The following is a 21,328-nucleotide window of genomic DNA, read 5'->3' on the forward strand; positions in this document are numbered from 1 at the left end:
GATCCTCTGTGGACAGTGATCGTCACCTATCGACAGGGGACTTCCATGCGATCCAAGATTCTCTCCGTCGCCTCCGCGCTGACCCTCGCCGTGAGCGGCTCGGTGCTGGCCCTGATACCCGCCGGCCCGGCCAGCGCACACTGCGACGGCCACGGGCAGCACCCGGACCTCTACAGCGGGGGCGGGATCTCCTGGGGCGACGGAACCTTCATCCGCGCCTACCCGCACCAGGACTGCCAGCCCAGGGGCCAGGGGTACCCGAACCAGAACATCGACGTCCACTGCGCCACGCTGACCGGTGACCTGTGGTTCTTCGTCCGCAACACCAGCACCGGGATCAACGGGTGGGCCCGGCGGGACGCGCTGCGCTTCTCGCAGAGCGTCACCATCGCCGACTGCTCCAACGGGTTCGCCCCGCACCGCGTCGCCTGACCGGCAGCCCGGGGTGGACGCCGTCCACCCCGGGCGACCTCAGGTGAGCAGGGCCGGCCGCAGTTCACCGCCCACGTTGATCGTGCCGACCACCCGGTCGCCGGTGAGGTCGAAGACGTCGACCGTCCGGTTGGTACGCATGAGTTCCCGCACCGACGGCGGCAGTGACGGGGGTTCCTTCATCGCCGCCCGGACGTCCCGGGTGGTCGAGATCAGCCGACCGACCAGCGACGCCCCATCGTGGTCCACCCGTACCCGGCCGTACTCCCAGCCGCAGGTGGTGAGGTCGAGCACCTCGAACAGGCGGGCGAGCAGCGGATGGGGGTCGGTCGCCCGGACGAACTGCGCCGCCCGGGTGCCGACGACCGTGGTGGCGGCGGCGACGTGCACGTACGGGTGCAGGCCGCCCGGCAGCGCGAACAGCGGCCAGTGCAGCCGTCCACCGGCCTCCCGCCACAACGGCCGGTAGTTGCGCCGGTCCACCGGGAACCGGTGCCCGGTACGCCGGAACAGCTCCGTCGTCTGGGCCAGCAGGTCCGCGTGGGCCGCGTCGGCGAACTCACCGACGATGCCGGCCGCCACCGCCAGGCCGTCGCCGTCGTCGAGCAGCCCGACCATCGCCGCCACCTGCTCGGCAGGTCGGACGGCCAGGTGGGCGCCGAACCGCTGCCGCACCTCGGCCGACAGCGCCGCCTGCCGGACCGGATCGTCCTGGACCTGCCGGCCCCCGCCGCCCAGCACCCGCCCGAGCCATCCCATGTCGCCTCGTCTCCGCCGCCCTCACCGACCGCAGTCATGCTAGTGCGGCCCTACGTCAGAGACAGCGCACGCCGGTCAGTTCCTCGGCCGCCGTCCACAGCCGCCGGCCGACGGCGGGATCGGTGGCCTCCCGGCTGGCCCGTACCTCGGTGACCGGCCCCCGGGTCTGGAAAAACCGGGCCGGGCCGAAGAACTGGCCGCCGTGGACCTGCGGGTCGGTGGCGGCGCGCAGTTGGGGCAGCGCACCCTGCTCGACCGGCTGGGTGGCCAGCAGGCCGAGCCGGGCGATCACCCGGCCCCGCCGGCCCTGGTGGGACCAGGCCCGGGGGGTCAGGTTGGTGCGGGTGACACCGGGGTGGGCCAGCACGCTGAGCACCGGCGATCCGGTGGCGCGCAGCCGGCGGTCCAGTTCGATGCCGAAGACGGTGGTGGCGAGCTTGGACCTGCCGTACGCGGCGGCACCCCGGTAGCCGCGCTCCACCATCAGGTCGGCGAAGTCCAGGTGTGCGTTGCGGTGGGTGATCGAGCTGAGGCTGACCACCCGGGCCGCCCGCGCCGCGGCCAGGTTGCCCAGCAGCAGGCCGGTCAGCGCGAAGTGGCCCAGCAGGTTGGTGGCGAGGTGCAGCTCGTGGCCGTCCACGCTGGTGCGGCGCGGCCCGAGCAGCACCGCACCGGCGTTGTTGACCAGCAGGTCGAGCACCGGACGGTCGGCGGCCAGGGCCGCCGCGAACTCCCGGACCGAGGCGAGGGAGGCGAGGTCCAGCTCGCGTACCTCGACGTCGCCGCCCATGCTGTGGGCGGCCCGCCGGCCGGCGGCGGTGTCGCGCACGGCGAGCACGACCCGCGCCCCCCGCCGGGCCAGTGCGGTGGCGGTGACCAGGCCGAGGCCGGAGTTCGCGCCGGTCACGACGGCGGTACGGCCGTGCTGGTCGGGGATGTGGTCGGCGGTCCAGGTCATCTGCTGCTCCCTGACGGTCGGGTGGGACCGCCGACGCTAGGGCCCGGCCGGGCGGGACCGGTCGTACCCGGTTACCTAGGTCCCGCAGACCTACCCACGCCGGTGCGGGCCGCGCCACACTGGCGGCATGACCCGTCCGTACGCCCGTGAACTCGGTGACTTCCTGCGTGCCCGGCGCGCCCGGTTGCACCCCCGGGACGTCGGCCTGGAGCCGGGCGGGCGACGCCGGGTCACCGGGCTGCGCCGCGAGGAGCTGGCGCTGCTGGCCGGGTTGAGCACCGACTACTACCAGCGGATGGAGCAGGGCCGGGAGGTGCGCCCGTCCGACGACGTGCTGGACGGGCTCGCCGCCGCCCTCGGCCTCGACGACGCGGAACGCCGGCACCTGTTCACCCTGGCCCGCGCCGCCCGCCGGCCGCCGCCCGCCCGGGTCGACCACGGCCCGGAACGGGTACCGGAGAGCACCAGGCGGCTGCTGCGGGTGCTGGACACCCCGGCGGTGGTGCTCGGCCGGCACCTGGACCTGCTCGCCTGGAACACGTGGGCGGTGGCGCTGCTCGGCGACCCGGCGGACCACCCGCCGGACCGGCTCAACATGCTGCTGCTGATGTTCGACGAGGCGGCTGCCCCACTGCGGCGCTGCGCGTCCTGGGAGCAGCAGGCCATGGACTACATCGGCATGATGCGCGCCGCCGTCGCCACGGACCCCACCCACCCCCGGGCCACCGCCGTCGTCGGTGAGCTGAGCATCCGCAGCGCCGAGTTCCGGCGGCTGTGGTCCCGGCACGACGTGCGCGGGTCGGTCAGCGGCACCAAGACCTTCCAGGTCCCCGAGGTCGGTGACATCGTCCTGGACTGGGACACCTACCCGCTGCCCGGCAACCCCGGCCCGGTCATGCTGGTCTTCACCGCCGAGCCGGGCAGCGCCGACGCCGACGCGCTGCGGCTGCTGGCGTCACTGCGGGCCACCGGCCGGTCGGATGAGAGTTATCTGACACGCCGACGCGACATCTAGTGTTGCCTCTCCCCCATCCACGCCATATATGGTGTGCCACGCAGCTGGTTCGGCCGGGCCCGGTGGTCCGGTCGAGGCAACAGGGAACCCGGTGGAAATCCGGGACTGCCCCGCAGCGGTAAGTGGGAACGACCGCCGTCATCGAGCACTGGACCGCGAGGTCTGGGAAGCGACGGCCAGTAGGCGACCGACCCGGTCACGCCCGCGAGTCCGAAGACCTGCCAGTGCGCCGTGCGCTGCTGCGCACGGCGGTCGGAGGTCGCGCGGGACGACCGACGCCAGCACCCGGGCCGGCCGTCGCCGCGCCCGTCGGCGTCCTCCCGCGTCCCGATGGCCATCGGTGACAGCGAGGAGAGGTCATGACGAGCACAGCGCAGAGCCCACCGTCCGACGTCGACGGTGCGGAGCCACGCCGGCCGGCGATGCGGGTACGCAAGCGCGACGGCGACACCGAGCCGGTGGACGTCAACCGGATCGTCACGGCCGTCGCCCGGTGGACCACCGACCTGGACGAGGTCGACCCGCTGCGGGTGGCCACCAGGACGATCAGCGGCCTCTACGACGGGGCGACCACGGCCGAGCTGGACAAGCTGTCGATCCAGACGGCGGCGGAGCTGATCGGCACGGAACCGCAGTACTCCCGACTGGCGGCCCGGCTGCTGGCCGCCTACGTGGACGAGGAGGTACGCGGGCAGGCGGTGACCTCGTTCAGCGAGTCCATCCGGTACGCCCACGGCCTCGGCCTGATCGCCGACGACACCGCCGCGTTCGTGGCCCGGCACGTACGCCAGCTCGACGACGCCGTCGACCCGGCCGGTGACCTGCGGTTCGAGTACTTCGGGCTGCGTACGGTGGCCGACCGGTACCTGCTGCGGCACCCGCAGTCGCGGCTGGTGGTGGAGACCCCGCAGTACTGGCTGCTGCGGGTGGCCTGCGGGCTGTCCGGCACGCCCGACGAGGCGGTCGGGTTCTACCGGCTGATGTCGTCGCTGGCCTACCTGCCGAGTTCCCCGACGTTGTTCAACTCGGGCACCCGGCACACCCAGATGTCGTCGTGTTTCCTGGTCGACTCGCCGCGCGACGAACTGGACTCGATCTACGAGCGCTACCACCAGGTGGCGAAGCTGTCCAAGTTCTCCGGCGGCATCGGCATCTCCTTCACGCGGGTGCGCGGCCGGGGGGCGCTGATCCGGGGCACCAACGGCAGGTCGAACGGGATCGTGCCGTTCCTGAAGACCCTCGACGCCGGGGTGGCGGCGGTCAACCAGGGTGGCCGGCGCAAGGGGGCGGCCTGCGTCTACCTGGAGCCGTGGCACCCGGACGTCGAGGAGTTCCTGGAGCTGCGGGACAACACCGGTGAGGAGGCGCGGCGCACCCACAACCTTAACCTGGCCAACTGGATCCCCGACGAGTTCATGCGCCGGGTCGAGGCCGACGGTGACTGGTCGCTGATCGACCCGTCGGACGCCCCGGAGCTGCCCGACCTCTACGGCGAGGAGTTCGACGCCGCGTACCGGGTCGCCGAGAAGAAGGCGGTCCGCACGGTCAAGGCCCGCGACCTGTACGGGCGGATGATGCGCACCCTGGCGCAGACCGGCAACGGGTGGATGACGTTCAAGGACCCGGCGAACCGGCTGTCCAACCAGACCGGCGTGCCGGGCAACACGATCCACCTGTCCAACCTGTGCACCGAGATCCTGGAGGTGAACAGCGACACCGAGACGGCGGTGTGCAACCTCGGCTCGGTCAACCTCGGCGCGCACCTCACCGACGACGGCGTCGACTGGGAGAGGTTGCGCGAGACGGTCCGGACGGCGGTGGTGTTCCTCGACCGGGTGATCGACATCAACTACTACCCGGCCGAGCAGGCGGCGGCGTCGAACCCGCGCTGGCGGCCGGTCGGGCTGGGGCTGATGGGTTTGCAGGACGCGTTGTTCGCGCTGCGGCTGCCGTTCGACTCGGCCGGGGCCCGGGAGCTGTCCACCCGGGTCCAGGAGGAGATCCTCCTGACCGCCCTGGAGACGTCGACCGGCCTCGCCGAACGGTTCGGCGCGCACCCGGCGTACGCCGAAACCCGGGCGGCCCGGGGTGACCTGCACCCGGACCTGTGGGGGGCCGAGCCCACCCAGACCGCGCGGTGGGCGGCGCTACGCACCCGGATCGCGACGCACGGCCTGCGCAACTCGCTGCTGGTGGCGATCGCCCCGACCGCCACGATCGCCTCGATCGCCGGCTGCTACGAGTGCATCGAGCCGCAGGTGTCCAACCTGTTCAAGCGCGAGACCATGTCCGGGGAGTTTCTGCAGATCAACACCTATCTGGTACGCGAGCTGAAGGCGCGCGGACTGTGGACGGCGGAGATCCGCGACCGGATCAAGCGGGCCGACGGGTCGGTGCAGGGCATCGTGGAGCTGCCCGCCGAGGTGCGGGAGTTGTTCCGCACCGCGTGGGAGCTGCCGCAGCGGGCACTGATCGACCTGGCCGCCGCGCGGGCGCCGTACGTCGACCAGTCGCAGTCGCTGAACCTGTTCCTCAGCGCGCCGACCATCGGCAAGCTGTCCTCGATGTACCTGTACGCCTGGAAGTCCGGGCTGAAGACCACCTACTACCTGCGGTCGCGTCCGGCGACCCGGATCCAGCAGGCCACCGTCACCGTCGCCCCGGTCGTCACGGCCGATGCCGAGGCGCTGGCCTGTTCCCTGGAGAACCCCGAGAGCTGCGAGGCGTGCCAGTGACCACCGTCGACGAACCCCGCACCGCCGGGCGGCAGCTGCTGCTCGACCCCGGCATGGACCTCACCCTGCGGCCGATGCGCTACCCGCACTTCTTCGACAGGTTCAAGGACGCCATCCGCAACACCTGGACGGTGGAGGAGGTCGACCTGCACGCCGACCTGGCCGACCTGGAACGGCTGTCGCCTGCCGAACGGCACCTGGTGTCCCGGCTGGTGGCGTTCTTCGCCACCGGCGACACGATCGTCGCCAACAACCTGGTGCTCAACCTCTATCAGCACGTCAACTCCCCGGAGGGCCGGCTCTACCTGTCCCGGCAGCTGTTCGAGGAAGCCGTGCACGTGCAGTTCTACCTGAACCTGCTCGACACGTACGTCCCCGACGAGCAGGAACGGTTCGCCGCCTTCGCCGCCATCGAGAACATCCCGTCGATCCGGCGCAAGGCCGAGTTCTGCTTCCGCTGGATCGACTCGGTCTTCGAGCTGCGGGAGCTGCGGACCCGGGCGGACCGGCGGGCGTTCCTGCTGAACCTGATCTGCTTCGCCGCCTGCATCGAGGGGCTGTTCTTCTACGGCGCGTTCGCCTACGTCTACTTCCTGCGGTCGAGGGGCCTGCTCAACGGGTTGGCGTCGGGCACCAACTGGGTGTTCCGCGACGAGTCGATGCACATGGCGTTCGCCTTCGACGTGGTGGAGACCGCCCGGCGGGAGGAGCCGGACCTGTTCGACGCCGAGCTGGAACGACAGGTCACCGAGATGCTCGCCGAGGCCGTCGAGTGCGAGGTGCAGTTCGCCGAGGACCTGCTCGACCAGGGCGTCTCGGGGCTGTCGCTCACGGACATGCGGGCCTACCTGGAACACGTCGCCGACCGGCGGCTCGCCCAGCTCGGCATCGCGCCGCACTACGGCGCGCAGAACCCGTTCGCGTTCATGGACCTGCAGGACGTGCAGGAGCTGTCGAACTTCTTCGAGCGTCGGGTGTCGGCCTACCAGGTGGGGGTCAGCGGCAGCGTCACCTTCGACGACGACTTCTGACCGGCGCGGCCGGTCCGGCGGTCGCCCACGCGACCACCGGACCGGGCCCCGGCCGTCCGCTCAGGGGCCGGCGTTGCCGAACACCTCGATCTCGGCGAGGCCGACGTTGACGGTGCCGCCGCCGACCCCGGTGACGGTGAGCTTGACGCTGGTCACCGTCTTCGCCGCCGGGAGGATGATCTCCGTCGGGCCGCCGCCGTTGTCCAGGGCGCCGACGGCCGTGGAGGTGCCGTCGCTGAACAGCAGGGTGCCGCCGGTGATCTGGTCGTTGGGGTTGGGCCGGTCGTAGAGGACGACCCGGCGGACGGTGCGCGGGCCCGGCCAGCTCAGGGTGAGCTGGGTGCCGACGCCGCCGTAGACGGTCGCCCACTCCCGGGTCGGGTCGTCGGGCCAGCCGGCGACCACCCCGTCGACGGCCTTGGCCGCCGTCTGCCCGCTGCCGGTGTCCTGGCTGGTCGCGGTGACGGTGGCCGTCCGGGCCAGGTTGGGGCCGAGGACCTTGTACTGCCGCTGGAGGAAGGCCGGGTAGTCGTAGCCGGCGCAGGTGGGCAGGCTGGTGCAGGCCCCGTCGTCGTACTGGCCGTAGGCGAAGAAGGCGGCGGACTTGCCGGCGACGTCGGTCGATCCCAGGTTCGCCGGATAGTTCTTGATCTTGTAGTCGTGGTACCCGGTGAAGGTGGGCGAACCGACGTACGCCTGCTCGGCGGCCTGGGCGAAGTAGGCCGCGCCGTGGTGGTCGCTGTGGTCACCGTCGCCGAACCCACCCGCGTGGTCCTGGGTGTTGACGGCGGTCGGCTGGTAGGCCGCCATCAGCCCGGCCAGGGTGGTGATCAGGCCGGCGCGGCTGTAGCTGGACGCGCCGGAGCCCAACGACGTGATCGACGAGATGCCGTTGAGCCAGAGCTTCTGCAGGCTCTGTGAGCCGGTGTTCGGGTGTCCCGTGCCGCCGGGATAGCCGTCCGGCAGCCGGAGGAAGACCAGCGACACGGTGGGCCGGGCGGTGAGCGTGAAGACCGGGATCGGATGTCCGCTGATCCCGGCGTCCGCCTGGGTCCAACTGTCGGCCACCCCGGCCATCTGGGCGTACGCCGCCCGCGCCCCGGTCTCCCGACCGGTCCAGTAGGTGCTGTCCCGACCGGCGTCGCCGGCCGTGACGAACACCGTGCGGACGCACCTGTTGGCCTGCACGTCGTGCAGCAGGTCCGGGCTGAGGAAGAGCAGGTCGTCGTCCTGGTGGGCGACCACGTTCATGATCGCTCCCGCCGGACAGCCCGGCCCGGCCTGCGCCGCCGGCGGGCCGGCCAGGGTCGCCGCCGCACAGGCGGCCACCACCGGAACGGCCAGCGACCACCGGGCCGGACGACGGCGAAATGTTCGCAGCATGAAGTGACGCACAGTTACCTCCCCGTAGCAGTAGCGTGCATCCCCTTTCTACCATGCACGAGCGTCTATCTCTGCCCCGTCGCGGTGGGCACCACGGCGGGCCGGATCACTGCGGGGGTCCGGCCTCGGTGAGCCGCCCGTCGGCCAGCCGGAGCCACCGGTCCACGGCGATCCCGGCCAGGAACCGGTCGTCGTGACTGACCACCACGAACGCCCCCCGGTACGCCAGCAGCGCGCTCTCCAACTGGGCCACGCTGACCAGGTCCAGGTTGTTGGTGGGCTCGTCGAGCAGCAGCAGGTGCGGTGCCGGCGAGGCGAACAGCAGGCAGGCCAGGGTGGCGCGCAGCAGCTCACCGCCGGAGAGCACCCCGGCCGGCAGGTGGACGCGGGCACCCCGGAACAGGAACCGGGCCAGCAGGTTCAGCCGCTCCGCCTCGGTCCGCGCCGGGGCGAACCCGGCCAGGTTCTCCGCGACCGTCCGGGCCGGATCGAGCAGGTCGAGGCGCTGCGACAGGTACGCCACCCGCCCCGACGCCCGCGCGACGGTGCCCGCGTCCGCCTCCTGCCGGCCGCCGACCAGCCGCAGCAGCGTCGACTTGCCCGCACCGTTGGGCCCGGTCAGGGCGATCCGTTCGGGACCCCGGATGGTCAGGTCGACCCCGTCACCGGCGAACACCTGTCGGCCCGCGTAGCCGGCCCGCAGGCCGTGGCCGGCGAAGACGGTGCGACCGGCGGGCACCGTCGTGTCGGGCAGGTCCAGGACGAGCTGGTCGTCGCGGCGGGCCGCCTCGCTCGCCTGGTCCAGGCGGGCCTGGGCGTCGGCGGCCCGGGCGGTGTGCACGTCGTCGGTCCGGCCCGCCGACACCTGCGCGTCCCGCTTGAGGTTGCCGGCGACGATCCGGGGCAGCCCCGCGTCGGACAGGTTCCGGGCGGCGGTCGAAGCGCGGCGGGCCGCCCGCTCCCGGGCCTGCTGGAGTTCCCGCTTCTGCCGCTTCACGTCCTGCTCGGCCTGGCGCACCTGCCGCTCGGCGACCTCCCGCTCGGCCCGTACCGTCTGCTCGTAGTGGGTGAAGTTGCCGCCGTACCAGCGGATCCCGCCGTGGTCGAGGGCGGCGATGCGGTCCATCTCGTCCAGCAGCGCACGGTCGTGGCTGACCACGAGCAGCGTGCCCGGCCAGGACCGCAGCACGGCGAGCAGCCGCGCCCGCGCCGGTCGGTCGAGGTTGTTGGTGGGCTCGTCGAGCAGCAGCACGTCGGGTCGTTTGAGCAGCTCGGCGGCGAGGCCGAGGGAGACCACCTGGCCGCCGCTGAGGGTGCCGAGCCGGCGGTCCAACGCCACCCCGGTCAGGCCGAGGCGGTCGAGGGCGAGCCGGCTGCGCTCCTCGACGTCCCAGTCGTCGCCGACGGTGGCGAAGTGCTCCTCGGCGGCGTCACCCGCCTCGATGGCGTGCAGCGCGGCGACGACCCGGTCGACCCCGAGCACCTCGGCGACGGTCTGCCGCGTCGCGAAGGGCAGGTGCTGCGGCAGGTAGCCCAGCACCCCCTCGACGGTGACGCTGCCCGTGGTGGGACGCAGCCCGCCGGCGATGAGCCGCAGCAGGGTGGACTTGCCGGCGCCGTTCGCCGCGACCAGGCCGGTGCGGCCGCCGGGAAGGGAGAACGACAGGTCCTCGACGACCGGGGTGTCATCCGGCCAGGAGAAGGACAGGTGGGAGCAGACGACGAAACTGTCGGACATGGTGAACCTCGGAGACAGGTGATCCGGGCGCGCGGGCGCTGCCCGGGGGCGAACAGGGCAGGACGACAGGGGCGACGCGACGGGGCGGTCATCCGCCGTCGGTCACCGCAGCCGGGTGTTCACCCGGAGATGTCGTCGTCACCTGCCACGATCTACTCCCTGCCTGGTCGAACTGTTGGCTGCCTGGTCGAACTGTCACCTGCCTGGGTCGAACCGGGCCCGGCCCGGTCGACCGGACCAGGATAACCCGGTCCGCCCGGCACCGGCGGCCCGGCGCACGCCCGGCGTGGGCGGCTAGCGCGGCTCGTAGTCGAACCAGTCGAAGGCGACGGCGCCCCGGGCGGCGTACATGCCGATGACCCGGCCGGTGAAGCCGCCGGCGACCTCCGTGGACAGGTACCTGCCGTCGAGTTCGGCCAGCACGTCGAAGGTCCCGTCCGGGTGCTCGACGCCGAGCCGGAGCAGGTCGGGTTCCTTGGCGGGGTGCCAGTCGCCGGGGGCCGGGGCGAGCACCTCGATCCGCAGGTGGACCGGGCCGGCCCCGACCGGCCGGGTGGCCGGCGTCGAGCGCACCGACCCGATCCGGGCGACGACCCGTACCTCGCCGCCGCCCGCCTCGATATCGTAGTGGTGGCGCTCGTCGAGGCGCACCACCAGACCACCGTGCCCGTCGCCCGGGTCGACCACGGTCCGGACCCGGCACGACGGGTGCTGCTGGCGGCGGCCGACGACCGTGACGTCCGGCGCGTCCGGGGACGCGCCCCGGGCCCGCAACGTGAGCCAGCCGGGCCGTTCGGCAAGCGACCAGACCTCCGCCGGCCGGGACCGCACCGAGACCCAGCGCGGGTGCAGCAGGTCGGCGTCGAAGTCGTCGCGGACGGGCGGCGGCGGCACGGGGTGCGCGGCCCACGGCGGGGCGGGCATCACCGGGGCGAGGTCCCCGACCACCGGCCACCCGTCGACCCAGGTCACCGGGGCCAGGAACGTCTCCCGCCCGAGCACGTGCCAGCCGGGGGTGCCGCCGCCGGGGCGGACCCCGAGCAGCACCAGCCACCACGACCCGTCGGGCCCCTGCACCAGGTCGGCGTGGCCGGTGTTCTGGATCGGCCGGTGGGTGCCCCGGTGGGTGAGGATCGGGTTGGCCGGACCCGGCTCGTACGGGCCGTCGGGCCTCGTCGCGCGGGCGATCGAGACGGCGTGCCCGCGTTCGGTGCCGCCCTCGGCGATCAGCAGGTACCAGTGGTCGCCGATCCGGTACAGGTGCGGCGCCTCCGGGGCCTGTGCGCCCGGGGCACCGGACCACAGCCGCCGGACAGGGCCGACGGTGCGTCCGGTCTCCGGGTCGAGGCGCACCTGGGCGATCCCGGCGTACGTGCACCAGCAGGTGCCGTCGGCGTCCCAGGCGAGGTCGGGGTCGATGCCGTCCACCCCGGGCACCCGGACCGGGTCCGACCAGGGGCCGGCCGGGTCGGTGGCGGTGCAGATCAGGGTGCCGCCGCCGTCCGCGCAGTTGGTGACGATCAGCCAGAACCGGCCGTCGTGGTGGCGCAGGGTCGGCGCGTATACCCCGCCCGACGACGGCATGTCGACCGGCAGGGTGAGCTGGCCGGGCCGGTCGAGCACGTTGCCGATCTGTTCCCAGTGCACCAGGTCCCGGCTGTGCAACAGCGGCACCCCGGGGAAGTACTCGAAGCTGGAACAGGCCAGGTAGTAGTCGTCGCCGACCCGGCAGACGCTCGGGTCGGGGTGGAAGCCGGCCAGCACCGGGTTGGCGAAGGTGCCGTCGGGCCAGCCGGCCGCACCCCCGGTCGCCGCGTCGGCCCCGACCGGATTCATCCGCCAACCCCCTGGGATCGTGACCGGGATGGACACCCGCCCACGATCCCACGGGTCGGCACCGCCTGCTGCCCCACCGGGTCCGGTCCAGGCGGCGGGCGGCGGCCGTCGCCCCGCCGTCTGCCGCCGGGCCGGGAGAGGTCGTCGATCCCTCCCGGCCACCCGGTGACGGGTCAGCCCACCGGCACGGGACGCCGGGCCGGGCCGAGGTGCCGGGCGTACGCGCCGGTGGTGAAGAACGCGGGAAGGTCCTCGCCGAGGGCGGTCTCCTCGACGATCCGCGCCGCCCAGCCGGCCCGTTCCCGGTCGACGCCGTCGCGTCCGGCGGCCAGGGCGGCCAACTCCTCCGCGAGGACCGACCGGACCAGGTCCTCGGTCACGCAGCCGCCGTCGGCCAGCGGGGTGCCGTGGTGCAGCCACTGCCAGACCTGGCACCGGGCGATCTCGGCGGTGGCCGCGTCCTCCATCAGATTGCCCAGCGCCACCGCGCCGGTGCCGCCGAGCCACGCGTCGACGTAGCGCACCGCGACGGCCAGGTTGGCCCGCACCCCGGCGGTGGTGACCCGGCCGGGGGTCTTGTCGACGGCGAGCAGGTCGGCGGCGGTGACGGTGACGTCGTCGCGCAGCCGGTCGAGCTGGTGCGGGCGGTCGCCGAGCACCGCGTCGAACTCCCGGCGGCAGGTGTCGACCAGGCCCGGGTGGGCCACCCAGGAGCCGTCGAACCCGTCGCCGGCCTCACGCCGCTTGTCCGCCCGGACCCGGTCGAGGGCCACCTCGTTGACCTGCGGGTCCCGGCTCGGGATGAACGCGGCCATCCCGCCGATCGCGTGCGCCCCGCGCCGGTGGCAGGTCGCCACCAGCAGCTCGGTGTACGCCCGCATGAACGGCACCGTCATGGTGACCTCGGACCGGTCGGGCAGGACGAAGTCGCTCCACTGCCCGAAGTTCTTGATCACGCTGAAGATGTAGTCCCACCGGCCGGCGTTCAGCCCCGCCGAGTGCTCCCGCAGCTCGTAGAGGATCTCCTCCATCTCGAAGGCGGCGGTGATCGTCTCGATCAGCGTGGTCGCCCGGATGGTGCCCCGGGGCAGGCCGAGGCGCTGCTGGGCGAAGACGAAGATGTCGTTCCACAACCGCGCCTCCCGGTGGCCCTCCAGCTTCGGCAGGTAGAAGTACGGCCCGGCGCCCGCGTCGAGCTGCCGCTGCGCACAGTGGAACAGGTAGAGCCCGAAGTCGACCAGGCTGGCCGAGATGGGCCGGCCGTCCACCACGATGCCCTTCTCCACCAGGTGCCAGCCGCGCGGCCGGACGACGATCGTGGCGAGCTGCGCACCGAGGGCGTACCGCTTGCCACGCGGGTCGGTGAAGTCGATGCGCCGGTCCAGGGCGTCGATCAGGTTGAGCTGACCGGAGATGACGTTGTGCCAGGTCGGCGCGGTGGCGTCCTCGAAGTCGGCGAGCCACACCCGGGCACCGGAGTTGAGCGCGTTGACTGTCATCTTCCGGTCGGTCGGCCCGGTGATCTCGACCCGCCGGTCGGTGAGGCCCGGTGCGGGCGGGGCCACCCGCCAGTCGGGGTCGGCCCGGATCGCGGCGGTCTCCGGCAGGAAGTCGGGGAACTGGCCGGTGGCGTAGCGGTCCCGGCGGGCCCGGCGGGTGTCCAGCAGGGCCACCCGGCGGGCGGCGAACTCGCTGTCCAGCGCCACCAGGAACTCCAGCGCCCCGGGGGTGAGGACCTCGTCGAACCGGTCGGCCAGCGGGCCGATGATCTCGTATCTCATGCGAACTGCTCCTCTTCGGTGGAGCCACGCAGGGCGGTGGTCTCGGCGGCCGGGTTGAGCACGGTGCTGATCAGGTCGAAGTAGCCGGTGCCGACCTCGCGCTGGTGCTTGACGGCGGTGTAGCCGGCCGACTCGGCGGCGAACTCCCGCTCCTGCAACGCCACGTAGGCGGACATGCCGTCGGCGGCGTAGCCCCGGGCCAGGTCGAACATCGAGTAGTTGAGGGCGTGGAAGCCGGCCAGCGTGATGAACTGGAACCGGTAGCCCAGGTGGCCGAGTTCGCGCTGGAACTTCGCGATGGTCGAGTCGTCGAGGTGCTTGCGCCAGTTGAACGACGGCGAGCAGTTGTAGGCGAGGAGCTGGTCCGGGTACTCGGCCTTGATCGCCTCGGCGAAGCGGCGGGCGACGTCCAGGTCGGGGGTGGAGGTCTCCATCCACAGCAGGTCGGCGTGCGGGGCGTAGGCCAGGCCCCGGGCGATGCACGGCTCGATGCCGTTGCGCACCCGGTAGAACCCCTCGGCGGTGCGTTCGCCGGTGACGAACGGCCGGTCCCGCTCGTCGACGTCGGTGGTGAGCAGCGTGGCGGCCTGCGCGTCGGTGCGGGCGATCACCACCGACGGCACCCCGGCCACGTCGGCCGCGAGCCGCGCCGCCTCCAGGGTGCGCACGTGCTGGCCGGTCGGGACGAGCACCTTGCCGCCCAGGTGGCCGCACTTCTTCTCGGCGGCGAGCTGGTCCTCCCAGTGCACCCCGGCGGCGCCGGCCCCGATCATGGCGGTCATCAGCTCGTAGGCGTTGAGCGGGCCACCGAAGCCGGCCTCGGCGTCGGCGACGATCGGCGCGAGCCAGTCGACGCCGCCGTCGTCGCCCTCGGCGGTGGTGATCTGGCCGGCGCGCAGCAGCGCGTTGTTGATCCGGCGCACCACGGCGGGCACCGAGTTGGCGGGGTAGAGGCTCTGGTCGGGGTAGGTGTGTCCGGCGAGGTTGGCGTCGGCGGCCACCTGCCAGCCGGAGAGGTAGATGGCCTTGAGTCCGGCCCGGACCATCTGCACGGCCTGGTTGCCGGTGAGCGCGCCCAGGGCGTGGATGTAGTCCTCGGTGTGCAGCAGCTCCCACAGCCGCTCCGCCCCACGGCGGGCCAGGGTGTGCTCCTCCTGCACGGTCCCCCGCAGGCGGACCACGTCCTCGGCGCGGTAGCTGCGGCGCACCCCCTGCCAGCGGGGGTCGGTCTCCCACTCGGTACGCAACCGCTCCACGTCGTTCTGCATGATCTCGTCTCCTCGGATGTCGTGACGCCGGCACCGGCCGTCGTGGCGTCCGGCGGTGCGAACGCGTCGCCCGGCCGGCGTGTCACCCACGGTCACACGGTGTCGCGGGCGTGGTCGAGGGACGGAAGAAGCCAAGTTCTGAGAAGTTCACACCCGGTTCTGCGAAGTTGCGAACAGGTATATTCGCACTCTGCCAAGGGGTGCTGGGCTGCTGAAAGAGCAGCAGGGAGGTGAGCGTGGTGAGCAAGACCTTCGCGGGTGCCCGGCTGCGCCGGATGCGCGAGGACCGCGCGTTGAGCCAGTCCCGGCTGGCCCGGCTGCTCAACATCTCGCCCAGCTACCTCAACCAGATCGAGCACGACACCCGGCCGCTGACCGTGCCGGTGCTGATGCGTATCACCGAGGTGTTCGGCGTCGACCCGACGGTCTTCGCCCCCCGGGACACCCCCCGGCTGGTCGCCGGGCTGCGCGAGGCGCTGCCCGGCCGGCCCGGCGTCGCCGACCTCACCGAACTCGCCACCCGGCTGCCGGAGGTCGCCGAGGCCGTCCTCGACCTGCACCGCCGCTACCGGCAGGCCGACGAGCAGCTCGCCGAGCTGCTGGGCGACCGGGAGACGGTCGGACGCAGCCCGCACGACCGGGTGACCGAGTTCTTCTACCGGCGGCAGAACTACGTGCCGGATCTGGACGAGGCGGCCGAACGGCTCGCCGCGACGATCGGGATGCGTCGGGGCGAGGTCCGCTCCACGCTGCAGGACCGGCTCGCCCAGCGGCACGGCGTGCAGGTCCGCCGCGACGACGCCGCCCTGCTCGGCGACGAGCTGCACCGCTACCGGCCACAGACCCGCACCCTGCACCTGTCGACGTCGCTGCGGGCCGGGCAGGAGGCGATGCGGATGGCCGCGCAGATCGCCCTGCTGGAGTACGCCGACGTGATCGACGAGATCGTGGAGGAGGAACGGTTCGACGACCCGCAGACCCAGATCCTCACCCGGGTCGGCCTGGCCAACTACTTCGCCGCCGCGCTGATCCTGCCGTACGGGCCGTTCCTCGCGGCGGCCGAACAGCACCGGTACGACATCGACCTGCTCACCCAGCACTTCACGATGGGCTGGGAGACCGTCTGCCACCGGCTCAGCACCCTGCAACGGCCCCGGGCGCGCGGGGTGCCGTTCTCGTTCGTCCGGGTCGACCGGGCCGGCAACCTGTCCAAACGCCAGTCCGCCACCGGTTTCCCGTTCTCACTCACCGGCGGCACCTGTCCGCTGTGGAACGTCTACGAGGCGTTCGGCGCGCCCGGCCGGGTGGTGGTGCAGGTGGCCGCGATGCCCGACGGGCAACGCTACCTGTGGATCGCCCGCACCATCACCCGGCACCACGGCGGCTACAACCAGCCCGGCAAGGTCTACGCGATCGGGCTCGGCTGCGAGATCCGGCACGCCGACCGGCTGGTCTACTCCCGGGGCATCGACCTGTACGACGCCGACGCCGTCACCTCGATCGGCCCGGGGTGCAAGACCTGCGAGCGGATGACCTGCCCGCAGCGGGCCGCCGCGCCGATCACCGGCCGGCTCGACCTGGACGAGAACCGCAGCACCTTCATCCCGTACCCGTTGAAGGGCTGAGACCGGTGGGCGTCACCCCGGTGCGGCGACCGGTCGGGTTCGGTCGGTGCCGCACCGCCCGTGCGACGCCGTCGGCGGTCAGTAGGCGACGGCGAAGTGTGTGCGCGGGTGCGCGCCCTGCTCGGCCTCGTCCAGGACGGCGACGGCGAAGTCGCGGTAGGAGATGCGGCTGACGCCGTCGGCGTCGGTCAGCAGGCCGGTGCCGCCCGCGCGGTACGTCCCGGTCCGCCCGCCCTGCGGGTCGAACTCCGTCGCCGGCACCACCACCGACCACTCCACCGTCGCCGGTGCTTCCCGCAGCACGTCCAGCGCCGCCGCGTGGGCCCTGGCGAAGTCCTGGAACTGCGCCGGGAATCCGGGGGTGTCCATGATCCGGACGCCGGGCGCGACGTCGAGGTAGGCCGCCAGACCGATGGCCACCAGGCGGCCCCGGCCGGTCGCGGCGACGGCGTCGACGAGCGCGTTCGCGGCGGCGGTGAAGAACGTCTGCGGGTTGTCCCCGGCACCGGGGGCGACCGCGTCCACCACCGCGTCCGCGCCCTCGACCAGGGCGGCGACCTGCGACCGGTCGGTGACGTCGCCCGCGACCACCGCGACGCCGCAGCCCGCGAGGTCGGCGTACCGGGCGGTGTCCCGGACGACCGCGACGACCTCGTGCCCACGGCTGGCGGCCTCGGCCACGATCGCCCTGCCCGCCTTTCCGCCCGCACCGAACACCACGATCCTGGCCACTGGTCGCCCCTTCTCCCGCGCTGCCGACGTTCCGGTGCCACCCGCGCGTACGGCGGCGGACGGCACCGGCTGCGCCACGGTAGCGGGCACCGGGGTTTCCTGCGGGAAACCTCGTTAGGCTGGCCCGGTGACGGACCCCGCCGCGCGCTTCGATCCGGTCTGCCCGTCCGGGATCGCGCCGATCCGCATCGGCGACAAGTGGACGGCGATGGTGATCTCCCTGCTGGCGCAGGAGCCGATGCGGTACTCCACCATCCGGGCACAGATCGGCCCGGTCACGGCGAAGGTGCTGACGACGGCGCTACGTGACCTGGAGCGGGACGGGTTCGTCGCCCGCACGGAGCACCCCGGCCCACCCCGCAGCGTCCACTATGCGCTGACGGAGCTGGGCCGGACCCTGTTGCCCGCCATCGCGCTGGCCGTGCGGTGGGCGCACGACCACCTCGGCGCGATGCTCGACGCGCAGGAGGCCTACGACCGCGAACACGCCCGCCAGGGTCGGGTGGGCCTGCGCTGACCGGCACTTCCGCGCCGGTTCCGGGCACCGCCCGCGCCGGTCGGCGGATCAGGTCAGGCCGATCACCGGTCGGGTCAGGGTCTCGTCGGCGTAGCCGTCGTCGGAGGCGAGCCACCGGCCGAAGTCCCCGTCGCGGTAGGCGGTCGCGAGGGTGAGCCAGCCGAGGAAGAAGCCGCTGCCGCCGCAGGTGACGACGCCGCCGTCACCGCCGCAGACCACCGTCGGCTCGGTCGTCACCTCGTACCGGTAGGGGTCCTGGCCGATCGCCAGCCCCCACAGGTTCGGCGTGCGGTGCGGCCCGGTGCCGTGCTCGACCGGGTAGCAGTCGTCGGGGGTGTCGTCGCCCCAGCGGAACAGGGTGCTCGCGCCCGCGCCGCAGGCCCACTCCCACTCGTCCGGGCTGGTGGTCCGCAGGCCGAGGTCGGCCAGGGCGGCCATCGCCTCGTCGTGGTCGAACTCCTCGACCAGCACCGCGCGGGTCACCCGGCCGGCCGCGTCCAGTTCGACGGTCAGCCCGTCGGCGGAGCGCACGGTGGCCCCCCCGTCGCCCCGGTGGTCGAGGGACGCGACGAGTTCACCGACCCGCGGGTCGTCCGGCGGCACCGGCATCTCGCCGGGTTCGAACGCCTCCACCGCGACCAGCATCGCCGGCAGGTCGACGTCGCGCACGGGCGAGGTCATCGCGTCGACGTACTCGGTCAGCGGCGGCAGGCCGTACTCCTCGGCGCTGTCGGCGTAGCTGGCCGCCTGGCCCGCGCCGGGGTGGAACCGCGTCGCGTCGTAGCCGAGCGTCGGCCGGCCACCGGGCACCAGCGCGAACCCCAGCCCACCCCGGTCGAACAGTGCGGTGCGGTGCCGGCGTCCCGCGTAGCCGGTGTCCCGCAGGCCCACCAGGGTCAGGTCGTGCCGCGCCGCGATCTCCCGGGCGATGCGGCCGGCGGCCTCCTCGGAGCGGTCGTTCCACTGGTCGACACGGAGTTCGGCGTACGACATCGCGCCAGGATAGGACCGGCCGTGCCGGCACCGACGGGCGGGTTCGGCGTCCGCCGGTGTGCCGTGCGCAGGTCCGGCTGTGGGTCAGTAGCCGATTCGGAAGGTGGCGTCCTGCCGGTCGGTGGCCGGTGAGCCACCGGTGAGCGGGTCGATGCGCAGCAGGTAGTCGTAGTGGCGCAGGTAGCGGTCGGGGAAGTTGTACGAGCGGAACGACGTCCACGAGGAGTCGGCGAGGCCGGCCGTACGGTAGAACGTGGCGTCGCCCCGGAACGCGCTGGTGCCGTCGTTGGCCGCCAGCCGGATCGTGTAGTCGTAGTGGCGCAGGTAGCGGTCGGGGTAGTTCACCGAGCGGAACGACACCCCGGCCGGATCGGCCAGGCCGGGCACCAGGGTCCACAGTTGGTCCTGGTACGGCTCGAACGGGTACGTGTCGATGCGTCCGACGTTGTTGCCGTGCCGCACGTAGCGGTCGGGGAAGTTGTACGACTTGATCCGGTTCCAGGTGGGCAGCCCCCAGGCGGCGGTGAGCGCGGTGAGTTCGGCCGCGGTGACCGGGGCGATCCCGGGGTGCTTGGAGTTCAACGGCTGCGTGTACGCCCGGTCGTTGAGCAGGCTCCACGCCCCGCCCGCCACGTTGCTGGTCTGCCAGCAGAAGAACCGCCCGTTGGGGCTCCACGTGTCGCCCCACAGGTACCAGGTGTTCGCGGTGTGGGACTTGACGATCTGCGGGGCCTCGACTCCCCGGCCGGGGCCGATGGCGGCGGTGTGGACGCTGAAGCTGCCCGGGTCGAGGCTGGTGGAGCGGGTGCCGAGCAGGGTGCTGTTGGTGTTGTTCTTGAAGTACATGTAGTTGACCCCGTTGACGCTGACGAAGCTGCCGTCGATGGCGTCGTAGCCGGGGTCGAAGAACGTCTGCGGCGCGGACGCGGTCACGAAGTCGCCGGTGTAGTTGACCATCAGCACGTTGCGTCCGCCGGTGACGGCGGAGTAGACGACCGCGTACTGCCCGCGTCCGGGGTCCCAGTACGCCTCGGGCGCCCAGGCGTGGGTGGCCAGGGAGTGCACCTTGAGCAGCCGGTAGCCGGTGAAGGTGCGCAGGTCGGTCGAGTCCCAGACGTGCAGGTACTGACTCTGGTAGTTCCAGTCGGTGCCGTTGAGGTCGGTGGCGAGCACCACGAAGCCGCCGTTCTGCCTGCGCAGGACGAACGGGTCGCGCAGGCCCCGGCTGCCCAGCGTCGGGGTGGCGACGGGGCGGTTCTGGTTGAGCGGGGTCCAGTTCAGGCCGTCGGTGCTGACGGCGAGGTGCAGTCCGTAGTTGGCGGCGGTCATGTTCGGCGACTCGGTGAAGTAGGCCATGACGTAGCCGTCGCCGGGGGCGGCGGACGCGGTGGCGGGACGCAGCAGGGTCGCGCCGGCGAGGGCGGCGCCGGTGGCGGACAGCAGGGTACGACGCTTCAACGGGTCACCTCGGGGTGGTGGAGGCGGGGTGGCGGTGGTCCCCGTACGTTATCGCTGACATCGATGACGTCAAGTGTCTCGGCGGGCCCGAGCCCTCCTGCCCCGCAGGTCGGACGCATCGCGCCCCGGGCCGGTCGACTCCCGCTCAGCCGTCCAGGGCGCGCAGCAGGTTGCCGCCGAACACGTCGGCCGCCTCGGCGGTGGAAAGTCCGTCGAGGCCGACCGGGTGCAGGGTCTGGGCGAAGGACACGTGGTCGAGGCTGGGGGCGAAGTCGGAACCCCAGTAGAGCCGGCGCGCGCCGAAGTGGTGCAGCAGCGTCTCGACGAAGGGCCGGGCGGCGGGGTGCGGGTAGCCCTCGGCGGGGTCGCTGACCGCGTACAGGCCGGAGACCTTGACCCCGACGTGGGGCAGCCGGGCCAGGTCGGTCAGCGGGGCGAGCCGGTCGGCGGCGGCCGGGAGGTCCGGCACGGTCGCCTGCCGGCCGGGCAGGCCGAGGTGGCTGAACAGCACGGGGCACCCGTCGAGGGCGGCCAACGCCCGGCCGAGCCGTCCGGCGGCCTCGGGTGGGGCGTTGAGGCTGAGCAGCGTCGCGGTGCCGGTGAGCGTCGCGGCGGTCCGGGTCAGCCACCCGGCGAAGGTGCCGGCGGCGGCCGGGTCCGGCAGGTACGCGGCGAGGCCGGCGAATCCCGCCGACCGGATGCGGTCCAGCCCGGCGGGGTCGACGCCGGTGACCGGAACGTACGCCAGGGGGGCGATCCAGTCGTGCGCGGCGGCGAGCCGGGCGAGGTGACGGTTGTTGCCGGTGAACTCCGGGCCGCCCTCGTAGCCGACCACGAGGGCCCGCGCGATGCCGTGTTCGTGGCGCAACGTCCGGTAGACGGCGAGTTCGTCACCGCCGGCCGGTGACCGTCCGTACCGGCCGGGGTAACCGTCGGCGAACAGGTGCAGGTGGGCGTCGGCGCGTTCCATGGGCGGACCCTAACCGATTCTGAGCTGCCCATTGACGCGGGAGGACCCCTCGCTTAGGTTCTTGTCTCAATTAGGTCCGGATTATCGGACGTAGGCG

The 21,328-nt window shown here is 72.8% G+C and carries 17 protein-coding genes and 1 riboswitch; of the genes, 6 read left to right on the top strand and 11 right to left on the bottom strand.

Annotated features, from left to right (window positions below):
* The first annotated feature begins 45 nt into the window (after nucleotides 1-45).
* On the top strand, nucleotides 46-432 hold the full coding sequence (locus ACN261_RS28600; protein WP_425853128.1) for a hypothetical protein: 387 nt from the start codon (nucleotides 46-48) through the stop codon (nucleotides 430-432).
* Between the two features lie 39 nt (nucleotides 433-471).
* On the opposite strand, the gene ACN261_RS28605 is transcribed toward ACN261_RS28600, so the two are convergent.
* Nucleotides 472-1,191, bottom strand: a complete 720-nt coding sequence (locus ACN261_RS28605) for a hypothetical protein (RefSeq protein WP_425853130.1) — start codon at nucleotides 1,189-1,191, stop codon at nucleotides 472-474.
* A gap of 55 nt (nucleotides 1,192-1,246) precedes the next feature.
* Nucleotides 1,247-2,149, bottom strand: a complete 903-nt coding sequence (locus ACN261_RS28610) for an oxidoreductase (protein WP_425853132.1) — start codon at nucleotides 2,147-2,149, stop codon at nucleotides 1,247-1,249.
* Nucleotides 2,150-2,276: 127 nt separating this feature from the next.
* On the opposite strand from ACN261_RS28610, the gene ACN261_RS28615 reads away from it, so the two are divergent.
* The 3 genes from ACN261_RS28615 to ACN261_RS28625 all read left to right on the top strand — a co-directional run bounded on the left by ACN261_RS28615 (nucleotide 2,277) and on the right by ACN261_RS28625 (nucleotide 6,930).
* The gene (locus tag ACN261_RS28615; RefSeq protein ID WP_421482766.1) at nucleotides 2,277-3,164 is read left to right on the top strand and encodes a helix-turn-helix transcriptional regulator; all 888 of its coding nucleotides are present in this window, start codon (nucleotides 2,277-2,279) and stop codon (nucleotides 3,162-3,164) included.
* 27 nt (nucleotides 3,165-3,191) lie between these two features.
* A riboswitch (cobalamin riboswitch) is annotated at nucleotides 3,192-3,404 on the top strand.
* Between the two features lie 119 nt (nucleotides 3,405-3,523).
* Entirely contained in the window at nucleotides 3,524-5,899 is a 2,376-nt protein-coding gene (locus ACN261_RS28620) for a ribonucleoside-diphosphate reductase subunit alpha (RefSeq protein ID WP_425853134.1), read from the top strand.
* Between the two features lie 53 nt (nucleotides 5,900-5,952).
* Entirely contained in the window at nucleotides 5,953-6,930 is a 978-nt protein-coding gene (locus ACN261_RS28625; protein ID WP_421486849.1) for a ribonucleotide-diphosphate reductase subunit beta, read from the top strand.
* Nucleotides 6,931-6,990: 60 nt separating this feature from the next.
* Here the strand turns inward: ACN261_RS28625 and ACN261_RS28630 are convergent, their stop codons facing one another.
* The 5 genes from ACN261_RS28630 to aceA all read right to left on the bottom strand — a co-directional run bounded on the left by ACN261_RS28630 (nucleotide 6,991) and on the right by aceA (nucleotide 14,936).
* Nucleotides 6,991-8,325, bottom strand: a complete 1,335-nt coding sequence (locus tag ACN261_RS28630) for a PIG-L family deacetylase (protein WP_425853136.1) — start codon at nucleotides 8,323-8,325, stop codon at nucleotides 6,991-6,993.
* Nucleotides 8,326-8,419: 94 nt separating this feature from the next.
* Nucleotides 8,420-10,051 carry an ABC-F family ATP-binding cassette domain-containing protein gene (locus tag ACN261_RS28635; RefSeq protein ID WP_425853139.1) on the bottom strand — a complete coding sequence of 544 codons (1,632 nt, stop codon included), beginning with the start codon at nucleotides 10,049-10,051 and terminating at the stop codon, nucleotides 8,420-8,422.
* Nucleotides 10,052-10,345: 294 nt separating this feature from the next.
* Nucleotides 10,346-11,887 (bottom strand): glycoside hydrolase family 43 protein, encoded by a 1,542-nt coding sequence (locus tag ACN261_RS28640; RefSeq protein ID WP_425853140.1) that lies wholly within the window; start codon nucleotides 11,885-11,887, stop codon nucleotides 10,346-10,348.
* Nucleotides 11,888-12,060: 173 nt separating this feature from the next.
* Complete coding sequence (gene aceB / locus ACN261_RS28645) at nucleotides 12,061-13,668, bottom strand: malate synthase A (RefSeq protein WP_425853142.1); 1,608 nt, start codon at nucleotides 13,666-13,668, stop codon at nucleotides 12,061-12,063.
* The gene (aceA, locus tag ACN261_RS28650) at nucleotides 13,665-14,936 is read right to left on the bottom strand and encodes an isocitrate lyase (protein ID WP_425853144.1); all 1,272 of its coding nucleotides are present in this window, start codon (nucleotides 14,934-14,936) and stop codon (nucleotides 13,665-13,667) included. The genes aceB and aceA overlap by 4 nt, the downstream gene beginning before the upstream one ends.
* A gap of 239 nt (nucleotides 14,937-15,175) precedes the next feature.
* Here aceA and ACN261_RS28655 point away from each other — a divergent pair, with 239 nt between their 5' ends.
* The gene (locus ACN261_RS28655) at nucleotides 15,176-16,561 is read left to right on the top strand and encodes a short-chain fatty acyl-CoA regulator family protein (protein ID WP_425853146.1); all 1,386 of its coding nucleotides are present in this window, start codon (nucleotides 15,176-15,178) and stop codon (nucleotides 16,559-16,561) included.
* 78 nt (nucleotides 16,562-16,639) lie between these two features.
* Here ACN261_RS28655 and ACN261_RS28660 read toward each other — a convergent pair whose 3' ends face one another.
* The gene (locus tag ACN261_RS28660; RefSeq protein WP_425853148.1) at nucleotides 16,640-17,383 is read right to left on the bottom strand and encodes an NAD(P)-dependent oxidoreductase; all 744 of its coding nucleotides are present in this window, start codon (nucleotides 17,381-17,383) and stop codon (nucleotides 16,640-16,642) included.
* A gap of 37 nt (nucleotides 17,384-17,420) precedes the next feature.
* Here ACN261_RS28660 and ACN261_RS28665 point away from each other — a divergent pair, with 37 nt between their 5' ends.
* The gene (locus ACN261_RS28665) at nucleotides 17,421-17,810 is read left to right on the top strand and encodes a winged helix-turn-helix transcriptional regulator (protein WP_425853150.1); all 390 of its coding nucleotides are present in this window, start codon (nucleotides 17,421-17,423) and stop codon (nucleotides 17,808-17,810) included.
* Nucleotides 17,811-17,858: 48 nt separating this feature from the next.
* On the opposite strand, the gene ACN261_RS28670 is transcribed toward ACN261_RS28665, so the two are convergent.
* The 3 genes from ACN261_RS28670 to ACN261_RS28680 all read right to left on the bottom strand — a co-directional run bounded on the left by ACN261_RS28670 (nucleotide 17,859) and on the right by ACN261_RS28680 (nucleotide 21,231).
* Entirely contained in the window at nucleotides 17,859-18,803 is a 945-nt protein-coding gene (locus ACN261_RS28670; protein ID WP_425853152.1) for a hypothetical protein, read from the bottom strand.
* Nucleotides 18,804-18,887: 84 nt separating this feature from the next.
* The gene (locus tag ACN261_RS28675; protein ID WP_425853154.1) at nucleotides 18,888-20,261 is read right to left on the bottom strand and encodes a glycoside hydrolase family 43 protein; all 1,374 of its coding nucleotides are present in this window, start codon (nucleotides 20,259-20,261) and stop codon (nucleotides 18,888-18,890) included.
* A 145-nt stretch (nucleotides 20,262-20,406) separates the two neighbouring features.
* The gene (locus ACN261_RS28680; protein ID WP_421482790.1) at nucleotides 20,407-21,231 is read right to left on the bottom strand and encodes an amidohydrolase family protein; all 825 of its coding nucleotides are present in this window, start codon (nucleotides 21,229-21,231) and stop codon (nucleotides 20,407-20,409) included.
* Nucleotides 21,232-21,328 lie beyond the last annotated feature (97 nt).

Origin of the sequence: Micromonospora sp. WMMD723 (assembly GCF_049863385.1) — a bacterium.
Classification (GTDB): domain Bacteria; phylum Actinomycetota; class Actinomycetes; order Mycobacteriales; family Micromonosporaceae; genus Micromonospora; species Micromonospora wenchangensis.

What these genes read in the sequence shown, in the direction of transcription:
- ACN261_RS28640 (WP_425853140.1), bottom strand. Translation starts at nt 11,887, where the DNA reads ATGAATCCGGTCGGGGCCGACGCGGCGACCGGGGGTGCGGCCGGCTGG.
- ACN261_RS28620 (WP_425853134.1), top strand. Translation starts at nt 3,524, where the DNA reads ATGACGAGCACAGCGCAGAGCCCACCGTCCGACGTCGACGGTGCGGAG.
- ACN261_RS28635 (WP_425853139.1), bottom strand. Translation starts at nt 10,051, where the DNA reads ATGTCCGACAGTTTCGTCGTCTGCTCCCACCTGTCCTTCTCCTGGCCG.
- ACN261_RS28625 (WP_421486849.1), top strand. Translation starts at nt 5,953, where the DNA reads ATGGACCTCACCCTGCGGCCGATGCGCTACCCGCACTTCTTCGACAGG.
- aceA (WP_425853144.1), bottom strand. Translation starts at nt 14,936, where the DNA reads ATGCAGAACGACGTGGAGCGGTTGCGTACCGAGTGGGAGACCGACCCC.
- aceB (WP_425853142.1), bottom strand. Translation starts at nt 13,668, where the DNA reads ATGAGATACGAGATCATCGGCCCGCTGGCCGACCGGTTCGACGAGGTC.
- ACN261_RS28680 (WP_421482790.1), bottom strand. Translation starts at nt 21,231, where the DNA reads ATGGAACGCGCCGACGCCCACCTGCACCTGTTCGCCGACGGTTACCCC.
- ACN261_RS28670 (WP_425853152.1), bottom strand. Translation starts at nt 18,803, where the DNA reads ATGTCGTACGCCGAACTCCGTGTCGACCAGTGGAACGACCGCTCCGAG.
- ACN261_RS28610 (WP_425853132.1), bottom strand. Translation starts at nt 2,149, where the DNA reads ATGACCTGGACCGCCGACCACATCCCCGACCAGCACGGCCGTACCGCC.
- ACN261_RS28615 (WP_421482766.1), top strand. Translation starts at nt 2,277, where the DNA reads ATGACCCGTCCGTACGCCCGTGAACTCGGTGACTTCCTGCGTGCCCGG.
- ACN261_RS28605 (WP_425853130.1), bottom strand. Translation starts at nt 1,191, where the DNA reads ATGGGATGGCTCGGGCGGGTGCTGGGCGGCGGGGGCCGGCAGGTCCAG.
- ACN261_RS28600 (WP_425853128.1), top strand. Translation starts at nt 46, where the DNA reads ATGCGATCCAAGATTCTCTCCGTCGCCTCCGCGCTGACCCTCGCCGTG.